Here is a 20113-nt window from a genome sequence, read left to right on the forward strand (position 1 = left end):
TCAGCGCGCGTCGGTGAGCCGCCATGCCGCCGCGGAGTCCTGAGCGCGCCAGAACCGCGCGAACGGTCCGTCGGCGGCGAGCAGCTCGTCCGGTGTTCCGGATTCGACGATCCGTCCGTCGTCGAGCACGATCACGCGGTCGGCCCGCCGGATCCCCGCCCGACGGTGCGCCACGATCACCCGGGTCCGGGCGGTCGCGTCGGCGGACAGGGCGTCGACGACCGCCCGTTCGTTGACATTGTCGAGCGCGCTCGTCGCCTCGTCGATGAGCAGGATCGGGGCGGGCTTGAGCAGTGCGCGGGCGATGCTCACCCGCTGGCGCTCGCCGCCCGACAGCGCGCTCCCCGCCTCGCCGACCCGCGCGTCGAGGCCGCCCGGGATCCGTTCGACCAGCTCGTCCACGCGGGCGAGTGCCGTGGCCGCCGCGATGCGCTCCGGCGATGCCGCGGGGTCACCGGCGCGGACGTTCTCGGCGACGGTGCCCGCCACCAGATGGGGGTGTTGGAAGACCACGCTGGTCAGGGCCCGACGCGAGGCGAGGTCGAGGTCCGCGACGTCGGCACCGTCGACCAGGATGCGGCCGGACACCGGCTCGTACAGCCCCGCGAGGAGGCCGAGGATCGTGCTCTTGCCCGATCCGGAAGCGCCGATGATCGCGGTGGTCGAGCCCGCTTCGAGGACGAGGTCCAGGTCGCGCAGCACCGGGTGCTCGGGATCGTCGTAGTGGAACGTGACACCCCGGAACTCGATGCGGGGCGCACCGTCGACCGTGCGGGTCGCACCGCCCGACGGCGCGACGGGACCGTCGAGTACCGCCTCGATCCGGCGCATGGTCAGGCGGGTCGTCTCCAGGCCGCCGGAGAGGAGGCCGAGTGTGGTGAAGGGCTCGAGGTAGCGCACCGCCACCACGATGAGGGCGACGGCAGCGGGTGCCATGAGGTCGCCGCGCAGGGTGAGCCAGGCGGTGGTGCCCGCGAGCGCGAAGAGCGCGATCTGCCCGGCGATGCCGAAGACGATCTGCCCGGGGACCTGGAGGAGGAGCAGTCGCATGGTCGCGCCGTGCTGGCGGCGCAGCGCCTCGCCGGCGAGGCTGCGCTCCGGCTCGACCCGGCGGGAGACGCGCAGCGCCTGCTGGGTCCGCGCGAACTCGACGACCCGCTCGCCGAGCAGTGTGTTCGCCTCGTCGGCGACGTGGTCGGCGCGTCGGCTGATCGCGCCGCCCGCCCACAGCGCGCCGAGCAGCAGCGGCACCCCGGCCAGGGCGACCAGGCCGAGCTGCCAGGCGATCGGCAACAGCGCCAAGCCGATCGCCACGGGCAGGAGCAGTGCCGTGAGCAGCGGCAGCACCAGATAGATGACGAGGCCGACCAGATCGGGTCCGGTGGCTGCGATCGCCTGCCGGGCCGTGGCGACGTTGTCCGCGCCGAACCAGGTCAGCTCGATGCGCGAGAGGCGTTCCGCGACCGCGTGCTGCGCGCTGTTCAACGTGTCGAAGCCGAGCTCGTAGGCAGAGCGCGAGGTCGCGGCGTCGACGATCCAGCCGAGGACGGCGGCCGCGGTGAGCGCGCCGAGCCATCGGAGGGCATCGGCGTTGCGGCCCTCGAACAGCGCCGTGAGCAGGGGGATCAGCAGCACCACCCCTGCGGCGCGAGTGGCGACCGAGGCGATCGCGAGCACCAGGAACCGCACCACCAGTGGGCGGCGGTCGTGGGGGAGCAGGGCGAACAACGTCCGGATCATCGGGTCTCCTCCATCGACGGGGCCGCAGGGCGCGCCGCGTCCCACAGCGAGTGGTAGGCGCCACCCGCGGCCAGCAGGGCGTCGTGCGTGCCGTGCTCGACGATCCGGCCCCCGTCGAGCACGACGATCGCGTCGGCGTCGACGACGGTGTGCAGGCGATGCGCGATGACCAGCACCGTGCGGCCCGCGGCGAGCCGGCTCAGCGACTCCTGCACGAGGTACTCCGATTCGGGGTCGGCGAACGCCGTGGCCTCGTCGAGCACGAGAACCGGCGCATCGGCGAGGATCGCCCGGGCGATCGTGAGGCGTTGGCGCTCACCGCCGGACAGCGCGGGATCCCGTCCGAGCGGCGTGTCGTAGCCCTGGGGCATGCGCAGGATCCGCTCGTGGATGTTCGCCGTCCGGGCCGCCTCCTCGATGCGCTGCGAGGTGGCGTCCGGCACGGCCAGCGCAATGTTCTCCGCGACCGTTCCCACCACGAGTTGCGTCTGCTGCAGCACGAATCCGAGACGGGCGTACAGCTCGTCGGCCGACATGGTCGCGATGTCGCGGCCGCCGACGGTGATGGTGCCGGCATCGACGTCGTGGAACCGGGCGAGCAGGGCGGCGAGCGTCGACTTGCCCGAGCCCGACGGCCCGACCAGCGCGGTCACCGTACCCGGCGCCAGGCTCAGCGAGATGTCGTGCAGCACCGGCACGTCCGGCCGGTATCCGAAGGTGACGCCGCGGACCTCCACCGCGCCGGGCGCGGCCGTCGCCGCACCGTCGTCCGACGGTGCGCGGGTCGTCAGCTCCGGCTCGTCGAGGACGGTCTGCAGGTCGCGCGCCGCGATCATGCCCGCTCGCAGCCCGCTGAGGCCGTAGCCGATCCCCAGGAGGCGGACACCGAAGGTCGCGCCGAGCAGGAGGAAGGGCAGCAGGTCGACGGGCCGGGTCCAGCCCTGGATGACGAACAGCGTTCCGGCGGCGGCGATCACCCACAGGAACGTGGTCGGCCGGGTCACGATGTCCATGACGGTCTTGGTGCGCACGAAGGGTCGCTGCCAGCCGGAGAGGAAGTCGATGTAGCCGTCCAGGTTCCGCTGGAAGCCGGAGGCGAGCACGCCGCCGAACACGCGGATCACGGGCTGCGCGTCGAGGTAGGCGCCGGCCTCGCCGCCCATCTTGTCGACCCACGCCTGATGCTGCGGGATCTGCGCCGACGACGCGATCACCATGCGGTACATGGTGAGCACGTACCCGAGGACCGGCAGAAGCAGGAACAGGGCGATGCCCCAGTCCACCGTGAACAGGTAGATCAACACGGCGATCGGCGCGACAACCGCGGAGACGGCGTCGAGCGTCGCGTGCGTGACGAGGTAGTGCAGGGCGAGCGTGTTGTCCTGGATCAGCGTCTTGATCCCGCCGGAGCTCCGCGCCGAGAACCAGCCCAGCGGCAGCCGCGCCAGTTTGCCGAGGAGGCGGCCGCGCAGGTCCCGCGAGAAGCGCGCGTCGATCGCGTGCAGCCACAGCATGAGTGCCGATTCGAGGAGCGTGCCCGCGCCCAGCAGCACGATCGCCAGTACGCCGACCGACCACAGGTCCGCCGCGGGTGCGCCGTCCAGCAGCCGGCGGCCCAGCTCGATGAGCAGCAGGTAGGGCGCGAACTGCAGCAGCGTCACGACGGCCTGCGCAACCCCGGCCAGGATGAGCGTGTGCTTGAGCGGTGCGAGCAGCCGTCCCGCGCCGGCCGAGCGCCAGAGACCCTGCGGGGGAGGGGTTTTCGACGGTGCCGCAGGCTCGCGGTGGGCGGCGGCACCGTCGGGCTCGGGGGCCGGCGCCGGCGTGCCCGGCTCGGGGGCGCCACCGTCGAGTACGGAGGGTGATGCGGCACCGTCGGACTCGGGAGTCTCGGGGGCGCGCTCCTTGCCCATGGCCTTGCCCTGCGACCAGTAGGCGAGGGCGTGCGTCTCGGAGCGCGGGAAGCCGAACTCCTTGAGTCGCGCGCGAATGAGCTTGAGCGAGCCCTGCTCCGGCCCCGCCCACGCGTACCAGTTCGACCAGTCGCGCGCCTCGAGAGCGTCGGCGAGCGAGTGCGTGCCCGCGCGGTGCACCCAGTGCACCCGCAGTCGCGGGTGCGGGTTGATCGGCAGCTCGCGGTCGGCGGGCTCGTGCTCCTCGAGATAGACCTCGAGGGGGATCTCGGGCGGTGTCGCGGCGATGATCGTGTTGATGGCGGGGATCGACGCCGAGTCACCGATCAGCAGGTAGCCGGCGGGCGGATCGTCCTCCGGGATCTCGAGGGGGACCGAGCTCATGTAGTTCACGGCCAGCACGTCGCCGGGCTGGGCGGCGCGCGCCCAGTTCGAGGCGGGCCCCGCGGGCTCGTGCAGCACGAAGTCGAGGGCGAACCGGCCCGATGCGGCATCGACCTCGGAGAAGGTGTAGGCGCGCTGGAACTCCTTGCCCGCGTCGTCGGGGAACCAGCAGCGGATCCAGGAGGTCGGGCCGTCCGAGACGACGTCGAAGAGGGTGTCGGAGTGGAACCGGATCCGGATGCAGTGCGCGGTGCGCTGCTCCGTCCCCACCACGGTGATCGCGTAGTCCTGCGCGCCGAACGCCCGCATGACCGCCCCGCTGAATCCGCGTGCCATCTCGCCGCCCTCCCGCCGCGCGCCCCGGGCGCGGGTGCGCCGGGGCGTCGAGGCCATCGGGGTAGAGGTTAGCCTAAGCTCGGTTATTCGTCGACGGCTCAGGCCGCCTGATCGGCGAACTGTGTCCGGTAGAGCTCCGCGTACCGCCCGCCCTGCGCGAGCAGGGTCTCGTGCGTTCCCCGTTCGACGATGCGACCCGCCTCCAGCACGAGGATCTCGTCTGCGGCGCGGATGGTGGAGAGCCGGTGGGCGATCACCAGCGACGTCCGGTCGGCCAGGGCCTCGCCGAGGGCCGCTTGGACCGCCGCCTCCGAGGTCGAATCGAGGTGCGCGGTGGCCTCGTCGAGGATCACGACCGAGGGCTGCGCGAGAAGTAGGCGTGCGATGGTCAGCCGCTGTCGCTCGCCCCCGGAGAGTCGGTAGCCCCGCTCGCCGACGACGGTGTCGAGCCCGTCGGGCAGATGCTCGACGAGGTCGTCGAGGCGCGCACGGCGCAGGGCGTCGTGCACCTCTGCGTCGGACGTGTCCGGATTCGCGAGCAGGAGGTTCGCGCGGATGCTGTCGTGGAAGAGGTGCCCGTCCTGCGTCACCAGGCCGACGGCGGAATGCAGGCTCCGGGCGGTGATGTCGCGCAGGTCGGTGCCGTTCAGCGTGATCGCCCCGCGGTCCGGGTCGTACAGCCGGGTCGCGAGCTGCGCGATCGTCGACTTGCCGGCGCCCGAGCTGCCCACGAGCGCGACCATCGAACCCGGTGCCGCGGTGAAGGACACGTCGTGCAGCACCGTCTCGCCGCCGCGGGTGTCCAGCTGCGCGACCTCCTCCAGTGAGGCGAGTGAGACCTTCTCGGCCGACGGGTAGGCGAAGTCGACGTTCTCGAAGCGCAGCTGGGTGGGGCCCTTGCCGACGGTGCGCGCATCGGGAGCGTCGCGGACCATGGGTTCGAGGTCGAGCACCTCGAAGACGCGCTCGAAGGAGACCAGGGCGGTCATCACCTCCACCCGGGCGTTGGCGAGCGCGGTGAGTGGGACGTAGAGCCGGGTGAGGAGCAGCGCGAGCGCGACCACGGCGCCGGCCTGCAGCTCGCCGCGGAGGGCGTAGAAGCCGCCGAGGCCGTAGACGAGGGCCAGTGCCAGGGAGCTGACCAGCGTCAGCATGGTCACGAAGGTCATCCGCGCCATCGCGGTGCGGACGCCGATGTCGCGGACGGCCGCGGCGCGCCAGGCGAACTCGTGCGATTCGATCTCGGGCCGGCCGTACAGCTTGACGAGGGTGGCGCCGGGCGCCGAGAAGCGCTCGGTCATCTGGTCGCTCATCGAGGCGTTGTGCCGGGCCGCGCGCCGCGACATGGCCGCGATCCGCACGCCCATACTGCGCGACGGGACGATGAACACCGGTAGGAGCACCAGCGCGAGGAGCGTGATCTGCCACGAGATGCTGAGCATGACGCCGAGTGTCAGCGCCAGCGTGACGATGTTGGTGACCACGCCGGCCAGGGTGTCCGAGAACGCACGCTGCGCGCCGAGCACGTCGTTGTTGAGCCGGCTGACCAGGGCGCCGGTGCGCGTGCGGGTGAAGAAGGCCACGGGCATCGTCTGGACGTGGTCGAACACGGCGGTCCGCAGCTGGTAGATCAGGCCCTCCCCGATGCGGCTCGAGAACCACCGGGAGAGCAGGTCCACGCCGGCGCCCACGAGGGCGATCACCGCGATGAGGATCGCGAGCTCGACGACGGTGCCGGTGGGTCCGCCGCCCACGATCCGGTCGACGACCTTGCCCGCGAGCAGCGGCGTCGCCACCGCCAGTAGTGCCGAGGCGATGGACAGCAGGAGGAACCAGGTGAGGCGCCAGCGGTGCGGCCGGGCGAACGGGCCCATCCGCCGCAATGTCTCACTCGGGCGCCGCGACGGTGCGTCGAGCGACCGGTTCCCCTGATACAGCGTGCTCCACGCGACCGATTCCATGCTCATGCATACAAGGCTAGGACCTCAAGTTACCTTGATGTCCAGCCGTTTCGCTGAGCGAGGAATTTCTGCCGGTCGTGACTGCTCGCGGGTCGCCGTCACTCCGCCGCTCTCACCGAGTGACCTGGCGGGCGATCCTTCTCGCACGCAGCAGATATCTCCGCTCGCGGCGCGGATTCTCGGGGCGAGTGGAGATAGCTGCGGGGAGGGGTGATTCGTGCGGCGGGACGGGCGGTCCTTGACATCTCCTGGGATTTACATGAGTCTCAATAACAACAACAGCAACATTCGTCACAGAATGTCGTGTCGCGACCGAAGGAGACATCGGATGCCCGTGTGGATCGACGGAGGCCCCCGTCGCTCTCCGCGTGCCGTGGCGACCCGCGCTGCGCTGGTCGCGGTCGTGCCCGCACTGCTCATCGGTGGGGCGCTGGCCGGGTCGGGCGCACTGCCCGCGACCACGCTGGTCGACGGGCCCAATGACACCGCGCCGGGCGGCGCCGGCGGCCACGGCCGCGGCATGAGCCAGCTCGGCGCGCTCACCTACGCCAAGCAGGGCTGGAACGCCGAGCAGATCCTCGCCAAGTACTACCCCGGCACGACGCTGGGCCGGGTGAATACGGGCCTGCCGGTCACCGTCCGGCTGACCAAGCAGAGTGCACTGAACGTCGTCGCTCCCGCGGGCGGCCTGATCGCCGGGAAGTCCCTGGCCCCCGGCCAGGCGGTCAGCATCAGCGGGACCACGGCGACGGTGCGCTCGGGCTGCGGCGGGCAGGTGCTCGGGACGCTCGAGGTGCCCGACGGCACCGTCAGCCCGGCGACCAACAACCAGTCCGTCGCGCCCGACCAGGTGCTCCGCTTCTGCGGCAGTAACGCCGGCTACCGAGGTCGCCTCACCGCGCGTCCCGACGGGGTCCTCAACATCGTGGGCATCGAGGACTACGTGCGCAGCGTGGTGCCGGTCGAGAACTCGCCCGGCTGGGCCGATCAGGGCGGTACCGCCGCGCTGCAGGCCCAGGCCATCGCGGCCCGGTCCTACGCCCTCGTCCGCGGCGCCGCGCGCGGCGAGGAGTTCGACGACACGCAGGGCTCACAGGTGTACGGCGGGATCGACAAGGAGGACCCGCGCACCGACGCCGCCGTGTCCAGCACCAGCGGCCTTGTCATGGCGCAGAACGGCCGCGTCTACGAGACCGAGTACGGCGCCTCCCGTGCGGACGATCCGGCGGTCGACCCGGTCCGGTGACCCGCACCGTCGGTTGAACACCGTTACGGTCGGCGAACTCCCAGGTCGCCCCGGGTCGTAACAGTGTTCAATCGGCACGCAGTAGTGTGAGTCACATGGCGAAGTTGCAGCTCGGTTACAAGGCATCGGCGGAGCAGTTCGGGCCCCGCGAGTTGGTGGAGATCGCGGTCGCGGCGGAGGGCGCGGGCATGGACTCGGTCGCGGTGAGCGACCACTTCCAGCCGTGGCGCGTGAACGGCGGCCACGCGCCGTTCTCCCTGGCATGGATGGCCGCGGTGGGCGAACGCACCGAGCGCGTGAAGATCGGCACGTCGGTGATGACCCCGACCTTCCGCTACAACCCCGCGGTCATCGCGCAGGCCTTCGCGAGCATGGCGTGCATGTACCCGGACCGCATCTTCCTCGGCGCGGGCACCGGCGAGGCGCTCAACGAGTACGCGACCGGCTTCCAGGGCGAATGGCCCGAGTTCAAGGAGCGGTTCGCCCGGCTGCGGGAGTCCGTCCGCCTCATGCGCGAGCTGTGGTCCGGCGAGGTCGTGAACTTCGAGGGCGAGTACTACCACACCAAGGACGCCGTCCTGTTCGACATTCCGGAACGCCCCGTCCCGGTCTACATCGCCGCCGGCGGCCCCGTCGTGGCCAAGTACGCGGGCCGCGTGGGCGACGGCATGATCTGCACCTCCGGCAAGGGCATGGAGCTCTACACCGACAAGCTGATCCCCGCCGCGAAGGAGGGGGCGGAACTGGGCGGCCGCGACTTCGAGGCGCTGGACAAGATGATCGAGATCAAGATCAGCTATGATCCGGATCCCGAACTGGCGCTGGAGAACACGCGCTTCTGGGCACCGCTGTCGCTCACCCCGGAGCAGAAGCATTCGGTGAACTCGAGTGCCGAGATGGAGCGCCTCGCCGACGAACTGCCGATCGAGCAGGTCGCCAAGCGGTGGATCGTCTCCTCGGATCCCGACGAGGCCGTGGCCGCCGTCCAGCAGTACGTGGATGCGGGCCTGAACCACCTCGTGTTCCACGCCCCCGGCCACGACCAGCGCCGGTTCCTCACCAACTTCCAGCGCGATCTGGAGCCCCGCCTGCGTGCGCTCGGCTGACCCGCGGCTGGAAGAGTGAAGGTCATGGCCGCGGATCGAGCACCGAAGACGACCAGCATCTACATCGCCTCCCCGGAGGGCGACACGGGCAAGTCCACCATCGCGCTGGGCGCGATGAACCTGCTCACCTCGACGGGCTGGACGATCGGGGTGTTCCGGCCGATCCCGCGGTCCACCGGCGACCAGCGCGACTACATCCTGGAGTTGCTCATCGAGCAGGCGACCGCCGACCTCGACTACGACGAGTGCGTGGGCGTCGGCTACGAGCAGGTGCACGAGGATCCGGACGCGGCCATCGCCGAGATCGTGAGCCGATTCCACGCCGTCGCCGACAAGTGCGACTTCGTGTTGGTCCTCGGCTCCGACTACACCGATGTCACCACGCCCACCGAGCTGTCCTTCAACGCGCGGATCGCCGCGAACCTCGGATCGGCGATCCTCCTGGCGGTCAAGGCCCTGGACCGTACCCCGGAGCAGGTCGTCTCGGTCGCGGAGCAGTGCATGGCCGAGATCCGGGCCAACCACGCGCACACCGCCGCGATCATCGCCAACCGCTGCGCGCCGGAGCAGCGCGAGGCGGTCTGCGAAGCGCTCAAGGCCGACAGCGGGCTGCCCGTCTGGGCGCTGCCGGAGGAGCCCGTGCTCACCGCGCCGACCATCGGCGAGCTCATGGAGGCGATGGGCGGCAGGCTGCTGTGGGGCGATCCGGAGCTGCTGTCCCGCGAGGCGATGTCGGTCCTGGTCGCCGGTATGACCGCCGAGCACAGCCTGGAGCGGGTCACCGAGGGCGTCGCCGTCATCGCCGCGGGTGACCGCTCCGAGGTGCTGCTCGCGATGGTCACCGCGCACCGGGCCACGGGGTTCCCGTCGCTGGCCGGGATCATCCTCAACGGCGGGTACATGCCGCACCCGGTGACCGCGGCGCTGGTCGACGGGCTCGCTCCCAACGTGCCGATCATCTCCGTCGAGCACGGTACGTACGAGACGGCCCGGCTGGCCGCGAAGACCCGCGGCCGCGTCGGTCCGGGCTCGGAGCGCAAAGTGGACCTCGCGATCGCGCTCACCGAGAAGTACGTCGTCTCACAGGCGCTGCTCGAGGCGCTGCAGGTGTCCAACCCGGGCGTGGTGACGCCGCAGATGTTCGAGTACAACCTCATCGCGCGGGCGCGCGCCGACCGCAAGCGGATCGTGTTGCCGGAGGGCGGCGACGATCGCATCCTGCGGGCGGCCGGCCGGCTCCTGCAACGCGAGGTGGCCGACCTGACCATCCTCGGCCAGGAGTCCCGCGTGCGGGCCCGCGCCGCGGAGCTCGGCGTCGACCTGGGCGACACCGAGGTCATCGATCCCAAGCGCGCAGGCGATCTCGTCGCGACCTTCGCGCAGGCCTACTACGAGCTGCGCAAGCACAAGGGCATGACGCTCGAGCGCGCCGCCGAGGCGGTGGTCGACGTGAGCTACTTCGGCACGATGATGGTGCACCTGGGCATGGCCGACGGCATGGTCTCCGGCGCGGCGCACACCACCGCCCACACGATCCGTCCCTCGTTCGAGATCATCAAGACCAAGCCCGGCGTGTCGACGGTGTCATCCATCTTCCTGATGTGCCTGGCCGACAAGGTGCTCGCCTACGGCGACTGCGCCGTCGTCCCGGACCCGACGGAGACGCAGCTGGCGGACATCGCCATCTCGTCGGCGCAGACCGCCGCCCAGTTCGGCATCGACCCACGGGTCGCGATGCTCTCCTACTCGACGGGCGAATCCGGGACGGGCGCCGATGTCGACAAGGTGCGCGCCGCCACCGCGCTGGTCCGCGAGCGTTCTCCGGAACTGCTGGTGGAGGGTCCGATCCAGTACGACGCCGCCGTGGATCCCGGCGTGGCGGCGGCGAAGATGCCCGACTCCCCGGTGGCCGGGCGGGCGACGGTGCTCGTCTTCCCCGACCTCAACACCGGCAACAACACCTACAAGGCGGTGCAGCGCTCGGCGGGCGCCATCGCGATCGGCCCGGTGCTGCAGGGCCTCAACGCGCCGATCAACGACCTCTCCCGCGGGGCGCTGGTCGAGGACATCGTGAACACCGTGGCGATCACCGCGATCCAGGCGCAGGCCTTCGCCCAGGAGCGGAACGGGCACGGGGCGCCGGCGGAAGCGGCCGCAGGAAAGGGGCAGTCATGAGCGCGGTCGCGGGAGCGGTCCTGGTCCTCAACTCGGGCTCGTCGTCACTGAAGTACCAGCTGCTGCACCCGGATTCGGGTGAGGTGGTGCATGGCGGCATCGTCGAGCGGATCGGCGAGGCCGAGGTGCCCGACCACAAGGCGGCGCTGCGCCTGGTGTTCGACGAGTTCGCCGCGCGCGGACTGGACCTGACCGACGGTGCGGGGAGCCCGGAGGGGCTCGCCGCCGTCGGACACCGGGTGGTGCACGGCGGCCGCAGCTTCCACTCGCCCACGGTGATCGACGATCACGTGCTGGCGGAGATCCGCCGGCTCAGTTCGCTGGCGCCGCTGCACAACCCGGCGAACGCGCAGGGCATCGAGGTCGCCCGGGAGCTGCTGCCGGGGGTCACGCAGGTGGCCGTGTTCGACACGGCCTTCTTCTTCGACCTGCCCGCGGCGGCCGCGACCTACGCGATCGACCGCGAGCTCGCGGAGGAGCATGCGTTGCGGCGCTACGGCTTCCACGGGACCTCGCACGAGTACGTCTCGCAGCAGGCGGCGGCGTTCCTCGGCCGGCCGACCACCGAGGTGAACCAGATCGTGCTGCACCTGGGCAACGGCGCCTCGGCGTCCGCCGTCCGCGGGGGCCGCGCCGTCGACACCTCGATGGGACTCACGCCGCTCGAGGGCCTCGTCATGGGCACCCGGTCCGGCGACATCGACCCGGGTCTCGTACTGCACCTGGGGAGATCGCTCGGCATGGGCATCGACGAGATCGACGCCCTCCTCAACCGCCGGTCGGGCCTGAAGGGGATCGCCGGCGAGAACGACTTCCGCGCGCTGGGCGCCCTCATCGCGCAGGGCGACGAGCACGCGAAGCTGGCCTACGACGTATACATCCATCGACTGCGGCGGTACATCGGCGCGTACCTGGTCGACCTCGGCGGGGCCGACGCGATCAGCTTCACGGCCGGCGTCGGGGAAAACGCCGCGCAGGTCCGGGCCGACGCACTCGCCGGGCTGGCGGGCTTCGGCATCGTCGTCGACCCCGAACGGAACGTCGGCCGGATCTCCGAACCCATCCGGATCTCGCCCGACGACGCCCCCGTCGCCGTGCTCGTGATCCCGACGAACGAGGAGCTCGCGATCGCGCGCGAAGCAGCGGCGCTCTGATGCCCCTCGGGCGCCCGGCGAGGATCTCCGACGACGGCGGCGACTTCGGATCGCCGCTCCTCGGCACGCGCACGGAGGGCGCCCGACAACGGCGGCTGCGCACCGTCCTGCTGCTCAGCGGAGCCACGACCATCGCGACGATCGTCGGCGCCGGCTACGCGACCATGCTCATCATGGTGGGGCTGCCCGAGCCCTCGGTGCTGCGGCCGGAGCTGCGCGTCGTCAACGCGGTCTGGGTGCCCTCGTACGTGCTCGCCGGCGTCCTGATCGGATTCGGCTACGCGACGTTCACGGTCCACCGGGCCCTGCACTGGTCCGGCCTGGACGTTCCGCCGACCGAGCGCGAGGCGCGGCGCACCCTTGCCCTGCCGCAGCGGATCTACCTGTTCGAACTGTTCAGCTGGTTCCTCGCCGCGGCGCTGTTCGGGCTGATGTACGGATCACGGGATGTGCAGCTGGTGCCGAAGGTGGTGCTCGTGCTCGCCGGCGTGGGCCTGCTGACCGCCGGCGTGTGCAAGGTGCTCGCCGAGTTCAGCCTCCGGCCGGTGACGGCGATCGTGCTCCGGACCTACCATCCGACTCCGAAACATCAGACCCTGCAGGCACGCTCGCTCGGCCTCTGGTTCCTCGGCTCGGGCCTGCCGACCGCCGGGGTCCTGATGATCGCGCTGTTCGCCCTCGTCGGACCGGAGGGGATGACGGTGCGCGGCATGGCCGTCAGCCTCTGCGCGGTCGCGGGCGGCGGCATCCTCTCGGGCGTCGTGCTCAACCTGCTCGGCGTGACGCGGGTGTCCTCGCCGGTCCGCAGCGTGATCGCCGCGATGCGGCGCGTGTCCGAGGGGCGGTACGACACCGAGGTCGTGGTCTACGACGGGACCTCGCTCGGTGACCTGCAGTCCGGCTTCAACGCCATGGCGGACGGGCTGCGGGAGCGGGAGCGGGTGCGTGACCTCTACGCCCGGCAGGTGGGCGAGCAGGTGGCCCGCGCGAGCATCGAGCGCGACCCGGAGCTCGGCGGCGTGGAGCAGACCGTTGCGGTGATCTTCATCGACCTCGTGGGCTCGACCGCGCTCGCCGCGGAGCGCCCCGCAACCGAGGTGGTCGACATCCTCAACCGCTTCTGCAGCGTCGTCGTGGCCGAGGTCAACAGTCGTGGCGGGCTGGTGAATAAATTCGAGGGCGACGCCGTGCTGGCGATCTTCGGCGCGCCCGCCGCGCTGTCGGATCCGGCCGGCGCGGCCCTGTCCGCGTCGCGGGCGATGATGCGGCGTCTCGCCCGCGAGGTGCCCGAGGTGCGGGCCGGCTGCGGCGTCACCTACGGCACCGTCGTCGCCGGGTACGTGGGCGCGGCGGACCGCTTCGAGTACACGGTGATCGGCGATCCGGTCAACGAGGCCGCCCGGCTCTCGACCTACGCCAAAGCCGACCCGACGGTGCCGTGGGCCTCCGGTTCGGCGTTCGACGCGGCCGAGCCCGCGGAGCGGCGCCGGTGGCGCGAGGGCCCGACCGAGGTGCTCCGGGGCCGTTCGCATCCGACGTGGATGTTCCTCGCCCGACGGTGACCGCGCCCCGCCCGGAGGGCGGCGGGATCAGGCGAACGCGGGGAGCTTCGGCGGCAGCGTCTTGAGCACCCACTCGATGGTCACCGGGTTGGGCATCGACATCGCGTTGCCGATGGTCCGGTCGATGGTCGTCACCCGGTTCTCGCGGCTGACCGCGAGCGCGCGGAAGGCCGTGTCCTCGCTGACCTTGGTGCCGTAGTCGAGGTAGACCAGCGCGTCCAGATCGAGGACGGAGGCCTTCTCCGCGGGGATCTCGGCGTAGAACTTCCCGGCGGGGACCAACGACGAGATCGTCCCGGGCAGCGTGAAGCCGAGCATCGTCAGCACCTGGCCGCGTCCGTCGGTGTCGGCATAGGCGTAGAAGCCGCCGTCGGACTTCGGCAGCACCGTGGCGGCGGTCCTGCCGCGGTACTGCGGGTGCTGCTCCTGGGTGCGGCGAATGGTGTTCTCGGTCTTGGTGATCAGCGCGTCGCCCTGGGTGGCGCGTCCGACCCCGGAGGCGATGGCCCGGACCTGGTCCTGCCACGGCACGCCCCACGCGGCGAACTGCGCCGGCCGGCGGACCACGGGCGCTATCGTCTCGAGCCGCGAGAAGGTGGCGTCATCGAAGCCGGAGTTGACCGCGACGATCACGTCGGGCTTGCTGGCGGCCAGGGTCTCGAGGGCCTTGGTGTCGAGCTTGGTCCCGGTGCCGAGCAGCATCTGCGGGTTCCTCCCCTGCAGCAGCGGCTTCGCCCACTCGCCGACCGGCTCCTTGGCGTCCTGCGCCCACGGTGCGACCAGCACCGGGACCACGCCGAGGGCCAGGAGGGTGTCCACGTCGCCGAGGCCGAGGGAGGCCACGCGCTGCGGGCTGGTGGGTGCCGAACTCGCGGGGCCCGGTTCGGACGAGGCCCCGCACGCGGTCACGGTGAGGGATACCAGGATGGCGAGGACCACCGAGATCAGACGCATACCGCCCCTTCCTTGAAATGAAGGGCAGCCTATCATTACAGCTGTGACCGCTACCTCGACTGAGGAGGCCGCCCCCGGGGCGACGCCTCCCGCGCGACCGGAGCCCACCTCCGGCGCCGCCCGGCGCCGGCGTCGGCGGATCGGCCTCGCCGCGCTGATCGTGCTGCTCGTGGTGACCGTGATCGCGTCGCTCGCGATCGGCTCGCGCAGCCTGGCACCGTCGGACGTGTGGGCCGGTCTGTGGCATCGGTACACGACCGGCCCGAACCCGGCGGACGCCGAGCTGAACCAGGCCGCGATCATCGTCCAGACCCTGCGCGTACCGCGCACGCTGCTGGCGCTGATCGCCGGCGCGGCGCTGGCGCTGGCCGGCGCGCTGATCCAGGGCCACACCCGCAATCCCATCGCCGACCCGGGCATCCTCGGCATCACGCAGGGCGCCGCGTTCGCCGTGGTCTGCGCGACCTTCGTCGGCGGACTCACCGCGCCGATCCAGTACGTGTGGTTCGCGTTCGCGGGAGCGGCCATCGCCGCGGCGGTCGTCTTCGGGCTCTCCAGCATGGGGCGGGGCGTGTCCTCGCCGCTGACGCTGGTGCTCGCGGGCACCGGTGTGAGCGTCTTCCTCAGCTCGATGACCTCGGCCATCGCGCTCAGCGACAACGCCTCGCTCGACACGCTGCGGTTCTGGAACGCGGGTGCCGTCGTCGGCCGCGGCTACGACGTGATCGCCGTCGTCGCCCTGCCCATCCTGCTGGGCGTGATCCTCGCCCTCGCCAACGGCCCGGCCGTCAACCTCCTCAACATGGGCGACGACGTGGCCAAGGGGCTGGGCCTGAACATCGGCCTAGCGCGGACCGTCGGCGTGGTCGCGGTGACGATCCTCGTGGGCGCGGCCACGGCGGCGTGCGGCAGCATCGCCTTCCTCGGCCTCATGGTGCCGCACATGGTCCGGTACTTCACCGGCCCCGACTACCGCTGGCTGCTGCCGTACTCGGCGCTCATGGGTGCGTGGCTGCTGCTCGCGGCCGACATCGTCGGCCGGGTCGTGGCCCGGCCGGGCGAACTCGAGGTGGGCATCGTCGTGGCCATGGTCGGTGCGCCCTTCTTCGTGGGACTCGTGTGGTGGCGGAAGGCGGTCCGGGTATGAGCGCGACCATCGATCGGACGGACGTCGAGCAGAAGCCGCCCATCCGGCCCGGCCTGCGGTTCGGCACCGTCGTCTCGTTCGTGTGGCGACCCTGGCCGGTGATCGTCACCGCGATCATCGCGGCGGTGGCCTTCGTCGCGTTCTGCGCCAGCATCCGGATGGGCGCCTTCCCGCTCACCTTCGGTGAGGTGCTGCAGGCCCTCGTCGGCCGCGGCGACTCGATGACGCACTTCATCATCGTGGAGCTGCGGATGCCGCGGGCCCTGGTCGCGATCATCGTGGGCGCGGCACTCGGCATGTCCGGGGCGATCGTCCAGTCGATCGCCCGCAACGCGCTGGCCAGCCCCGACATCCTCGGCATCACCGCCGGCGCGGGCGTGGCGGCCGTCTTCCTCGTGACCTCCACGGGCACCCTCGCCGCGACGTTGAACAACGGCATCGGCCTGCCGGTCGTCGCGCTCGCGGGCGGTCTCGCGACCGGTGCCCTCGTGTACCTGCTGGCCGTGCGCGGCGGGGTCGACGGCATGCGGCTCATCCTCGTCGGCATCGCGATCACCGCGCTGATGCGCGCGCTCATCGACTGGATGCTGGTGCGCGCCGACATCCGCGACGTGGCCCGCGCCCAGGCGTGGCTGGTGGGCTCGCTCGAGAGTCGTAGCTGGACCGACGTGTGGTCGGCGCTGGCGATCGCGGTCCCCGCGGTGGTGCTGGCACTGGGCGCGGCGTTCGCGCTGCGGGCCGTGCAACTCGGGGACGACGTGGCGCTCGGCCTGGGCGTGCGTCTCGGCTGGACCCGGGCGATCCTGCTCATCGCGGCGGTCCTGCTCGCGGCGGCCGGCGTCTCCGCCGCCGGACCGATCGCCTTCGTCGCCTTCGTCTCCCCGCAGCTCGCGATGCGCCTCACCCGGCTGCCCACGCCGCCGCTCATCCCGTCCGCGTTCATGGGCGCGGCACTGCTGGCCTGCGCCGACCTCGTCGCCCGCACGCTGTTCTCCGTCGCGCTGCCGGTCGGCATCGTGACCGCCGCCGTGGGCGGCCCGTTCCTCGTCTACCTGCTCGTCCGCCAGAACCTCAAGGGGGCCACGTGACCACGACCGACGCGCTGCGCAAGGAGCCGTTCGACGGCGCGACGGCGGCACCGTCGCGCCTGGGCGCCCGCGGGGTCTCCTCCGGCTACGGCCACACCACCATCCTCAACGACCTCGACCTCGACATCCCGACCGGCGTGGTCACGACGATCATCGGGCCGAACGGGTGCGGCAAGTCGACGCTGCTGCGCACCCTCGCGCGCCTGATCAAGCCCACGTCCGGCCACGTCGTGCTCGACGGTGCCGACATCGCGAAGCTCAAGTCGAAGCAGATCGCGACGACGATGGGCCTGCTGCCGCAGAGCCCCGTGGCGCCCGAGGGGCTCACCGTCGGAGACCTCGTGGCCCGTGGTCGGCACCCGCATCAGACCTGGCTGCGGCAGTGGAGCTCCGACGACGCCGAGGTCGTCGACGCCGCGCTCGAGCAGACCGGCGTGCGCGACCTGGCGGACCGCCCCGTCGACTCGCTGTCCGGCGGCCAGCGGCAGCGGGTCTGGATCTCCATGACCCTCGCCCAGGGCACCGACCTGCTGCTGCTCGACGAGCCGACCACCTACCTCGACCTCTCGCACGCCCTCGACGTGCTGGACCTGGTCGACGAGCTCAGTGGCCAGGGGCGGACCGTCGTCATGGTCCTGCACGACCTGAACCTCGCCATCCGGTACAGCGACCACATCATCGCCATGCGCGACGGTGCCGTGGTCGCCCAGGGAACGCCCGCGGAGGTGATCAGCGAGGAGATGCTGCTCGAGACCTTCGGCCTGCGCTCGACGGTGATCGACGACCCTGTCGCCCCCGGCCGACCCTGCATCGTCCCGATCGGCGCGCGCCGCACCGGCGACTCGGCGAGCTAGCCGGGCCCTCCCTATCGGGGCGTGCATCGCCGTCGCGTGTCGTGCATTCCCCCTGTCCATGGACAGGGGGGGAGCTGGCCGCCCCGCTAGGGGCGCGCCGAGCGTAGCGAGCGGCTAGAACAGCGTGCGCGGGCGGATCGCGTTCGCGAGGTCGACGAGGGCGTGGCGCTGGCGCTTGCGTTCGGCGAGCGCCGCGATCTCGCGCAACGACTTCTCCGTGGCCTTGCGCAGCCCGCGCTCGGTGAGGGCGTGGTCGAGCAGGGTACCCGTGCCGTCGAGCCGACCGTGCTGATTGCGGTGCTGCACCCACCCCAGCGCGACACCGAGCACCAGCGCGCGCAGCTGCAGCCGGCGGAACTCGGACTTGGGGAGCGTGCGCACGCGCCGCGCGGCCTCGTGCAGCTGCGCCTCCGTGACCTCGGCGAGGTCACGGCCGTGCACCAGCGCGACCACGGAACTGCACAGCGCGTTGTGGTAGTGCCGGCTGGTGGACGGGACCTGGTCGAGGATCTCGACGGTGCCCGCGATATCGCCCGCGGCGCGGCGCATCCGGGCGGCGCCGAAGGCGGCGGAGATGATCCCGCGGTCGGTGCGCCACACGTTCTCGTACCGGCAGCGGGCGCGGTCGAGCCAGCCCTCCGGGTCGGATTCGCCGGACATGTAGCAGAACTCGGCGGCCACCGCCGCGGCGAGCTTCGGTGCGGCCTCACCCGGCGCCTGGTCGGTCACCGTCTCGAAGTAGTCGTAGGCCGCCGCGTAGTCGCCCTGCATGAGTGCGGTCTCGGCGCGGTACCAGGTGACCTGCCAGCGGTGCGGCTCGCGCGCAGCCAGCGAGTCGAGCAGCGTGGTCGCGGCGTCGACCTCGCCCAACTCCAGGTGTGCGCGCGCCTCGGCCAGGTCGATCTCGACGGTGCCGGCCATCGCCTCGCGCAGCTCGGCGAGCGAGTCGAGGATCTGTGTCGGGTCGCTGCGCATCGTCAGCGCGAGCACGCCCGCCGCGGGGTCGGCGGGGTTCGCGATCGGGATCGGCAATGCGGCCAGCACCTCCGGGGCGCGGAGCCGGTCGTCGTGCACCTCGGGGTCGGGGTCGACGGCGCGCAGCATCAGCTCCACGCCGAAGGTCGAGCGCTGCGGCGTGAACACCACGGACAGGCCCGGCCGGGGTTCACCGGACTTGGTGGACAGGCACTCCCGCAGCACACCCAGCAGCTGATCGGTGAGCTCGGCCGCCGAGGAGAACCGCTCGTCCGGGTTCTCCGCCGTCGCCTTCACCAGCAGCCGGTACAGCGAGTTGTACTGTGCGAGGGTCGGATCCTCGGTGGGGGAGGGCAGACCGTCGACGTACCGGCCCTTCTCCATCGGCACGTCGGCGACCAGGACCGCGAGGGTACGGCCCACCGTGTAGATGTCGGAGGCGATCGACGGCCCCGTCTTCGCGATCTCCGGCGCTTGGAAACCGGGCGTGCCGTAGATGTAGCCGTAGCCGCCGAGCGGGGCGACGGCGCCGAGGTCGATGAGCTTGACGTCCTCCTCGCTGATCATGATGTTGTCCGGTTTGAGGTCGTTGTAGGCGAGGCCGAGGCTGTGCAGGTAGCCGAGGGCGGGAAGCACCTCGAGGATGTACGCGATCGCCTGCTCGACCTCCACCTGGGCGCCGGCCCCGGCACCGTCGGCGGCCTCGGACAGGATCTCCTTGACCGTCTTGCCCGGCACGTACTCCATGACGATGTAGCCGATCTGGGTACCGTCGGGGTCGGGGTGCTCGACGAAGTTGTAGATCTTGACGATCGACGGGTGGGTCATCTCGGCGAGGAACCGCCGCTCCGAGACGGCGACCGCCTGCGCCTGGGCGTCGCCGGAATTGAGCAGGCCCTTGAGCACGACGGGCCGGTCCACCACGTTGAGGTCGGTCGCGAGGTAGATCCACCCCATGCCGCCGTGCGCGATCGCGCCCTGGATCTCGTACTGGTCGGCGACGATGTCGCCGGGCTTGAGCGCGGGTTCGAAGGAGAACCGGGCGCCGCAGTGCGGGCAGGTGCCGATCAGCTGGCCGGGCTCGCCGTCGTGCGCGCGGCCGACGGGCTTGCGGCAGTTCCAGCAGTACCGCTTTCCCTCCGCGATGATCGGGTTGGTGCGGATGGCCTCGGACGGGTCGACCTCGGTGATCCGCGGGATCTCGACGAGGCCGCCGCCCACGCGCCGGCGGGCCGCGACCCGCGTCGTGCTCGCGGCCCGGACGGGTGCGTTCCCGAACCGGGGCGTCGCCTCCGTCGCCGTCGCCGGGGCCGGGGGCGGCACCGTCGTCACCTGGGTGCCGACGGGCGGGGGCTCGGTGTCGAACAACCCCTCCATCGGTGCCCCGACGGTGCCCTCGTCCTCGTCGTCCAGCAGCCCGGCCATCGGAGCGCCGACGGTGCCGGGGCCCTCGTCGTCATCGAACACGACGACCTGCGCCTGCGTGCGCTCCGTCTCCTCGGCCTCGTCGCTCATCGT

13 protein-coding genes are annotated in these 20113 nt (G+C 71.5%); 8 read left to right on the forward strand and 5 right to left on the reverse strand.

Features of this window, described 5'->3' with window-relative positions; genetic code table 11:
• From ABZX10_RS01105 to ABZX10_RS01115, 3 genes are all read right to left on the reverse strand, one after another.
• Nucleotides 1-1740 carry an ABC transporter ATP-binding protein gene (locus ABZX10_RS01105; protein WP_355533624.1) on the reverse strand — a complete coding sequence of 580 codons (1740 nt, stop codon included), beginning with the start codon at nt 1738-1740 and terminating at the stop codon, nt 1-3.
• Nucleotides 1737-4373: an ATP-binding cassette domain-containing protein gene (locus ABZX10_RS01110; protein ID WP_355534069.1), complete on the reverse strand. Its 2637-nt coding sequence runs from the start codon at nt 4371-4373 to the stop codon at nt 1737-1739. Before ABZX10_RS01110 ends, ABZX10_RS01105 begins: the two co-directional genes overlap by 4 nt.
• A 98-nt stretch (nt 4374-4471) precedes the next feature.
• Nucleotides 4472-6340 carry an ABC transporter ATP-binding protein gene (locus tag ABZX10_RS01115; RefSeq protein WP_355533626.1) on the reverse strand — a complete coding sequence of 623 codons (1869 nt, stop codon included), beginning with the start codon at nt 6338-6340 and terminating at the stop codon, nt 4472-4474.
• Between the two features lie 322 nt (nt 6341-6662).
• Here ABZX10_RS01115 and ABZX10_RS01120 point away from each other — a divergent pair, with 322 nt between their 5' ends.
• The 5 genes from ABZX10_RS01120 (at nt 6663) to ABZX10_RS01140 (ending at nt 13577) form a co-directional block, all read left to right on the forward strand.
• On the forward strand, nt 6663-7580 hold the full coding sequence (locus ABZX10_RS01120; RefSeq protein ID WP_355533628.1) for a SpoIID/LytB domain-containing protein: 918 nt from the start codon (nt 6663-6665) through the stop codon (nt 7578-7580).
• Between the two features lie 95 nt (nt 7581-7675).
• On the forward strand, nt 7676-8686 hold the full coding sequence (gene fgd / locus ABZX10_RS01125) for a glucose-6-phosphate dehydrogenase (coenzyme-F420) (RefSeq protein ID WP_355533630.1): 1011 nt from the start codon (nt 7676-7678) through the stop codon (nt 8684-8686).
• Nucleotides 8687-8710: 24 nt separating this feature from the next.
• The gene (gene pta / locus ABZX10_RS01130; protein ID WP_355533632.1) at nt 8711-10861 is read left to right on the forward strand and encodes a phosphate acetyltransferase; all 2151 of its coding nucleotides are present in this window, start codon (nt 8711-8713) and stop codon (nt 10859-10861) included.
• Complete coding sequence (locus ABZX10_RS01135; RefSeq protein WP_355533634.1) at nt 10858-12015, forward strand: acetate kinase; 1158 nt, start codon at nt 10858-10860, stop codon at nt 12013-12015. The genes pta and ABZX10_RS01135 overlap by 4 nt, the downstream gene beginning before the upstream one ends.
• Nucleotides 12015-13577, forward strand: coding sequence for an adenylate/guanylate cyclase domain-containing protein (locus ABZX10_RS01140; RefSeq protein WP_355533636.1), 1563 nt, complete (start codon nt 12015-12017; stop codon nt 13575-13577). The genes ABZX10_RS01135 and ABZX10_RS01140 overlap by 1 nt, the downstream gene beginning before the upstream one ends.
• A 27-nt stretch (nt 13578-13604) precedes the next feature.
• On the opposite strand, the gene ABZX10_RS01145 is transcribed toward ABZX10_RS01140, so the two are convergent.
• A complete protein-coding gene (locus ABZX10_RS01145; protein WP_355533638.1) occupies nt 13605-14531 on the reverse strand; it encodes an ABC transporter substrate-binding protein in 927 nt (308 codons plus the stop codon).
• A 43-nt stretch (nt 14532-14574) separates the two neighbouring features.
• Between ABZX10_RS01145 and ABZX10_RS01150 the strand changes: the two genes are divergently transcribed.
• The 3 genes from ABZX10_RS01150 to ABZX10_RS01160 are packed head-to-tail and all read left to right on the forward strand — an operon-like array spanning nt 14575 to nt 17620.
• Nucleotides 14575-15678 (forward strand): iron ABC transporter permease, encoded by a 1104-nt coding sequence (locus tag ABZX10_RS01150; RefSeq protein WP_355533640.1) that lies wholly within the window; start codon nt 14575-14577, stop codon nt 15676-15678.
• Entirely contained in the window at nt 15675-16766 is a 1092-nt protein-coding gene (locus tag ABZX10_RS01155) for an iron chelate uptake ABC transporter family permease subunit (RefSeq protein ID WP_355533642.1), read from the forward strand. Before ABZX10_RS01150 ends, ABZX10_RS01155 begins: the two co-directional genes overlap by 4 nt.
• Complete coding sequence (locus ABZX10_RS01160) at nt 16763-17620, forward strand: ABC transporter ATP-binding protein (RefSeq protein ID WP_355533644.1); 858 nt, start codon at nt 16763-16765, stop codon at nt 17618-17620. Before ABZX10_RS01155 ends, ABZX10_RS01160 begins: the two co-directional genes overlap by 4 nt.
• A gap of 114 nt (nt 17621-17734) precedes the next feature.
• Here ABZX10_RS01160 and ABZX10_RS01165 read toward each other — a convergent pair whose 3' ends face one another.
• Nucleotides 17735-20110: a tetratricopeptide repeat protein gene (locus tag ABZX10_RS01165; RefSeq protein WP_355533646.1), complete on the reverse strand. Its 2376-nt coding sequence runs from the start codon at nt 20108-20110 to the stop codon at nt 17735-17737.
• Nucleotides 20111-20113: the final 3 nt, after the last annotated feature.

Source organism: Tsukamurella sp. NPDC003166 (genome assembly GCF_040611135.1).
Taxonomy (GTDB): Bacteria; Actinomycetota; Actinomycetes; order Mycobacteriales; family Mycobacteriaceae; genus Tsukamurella.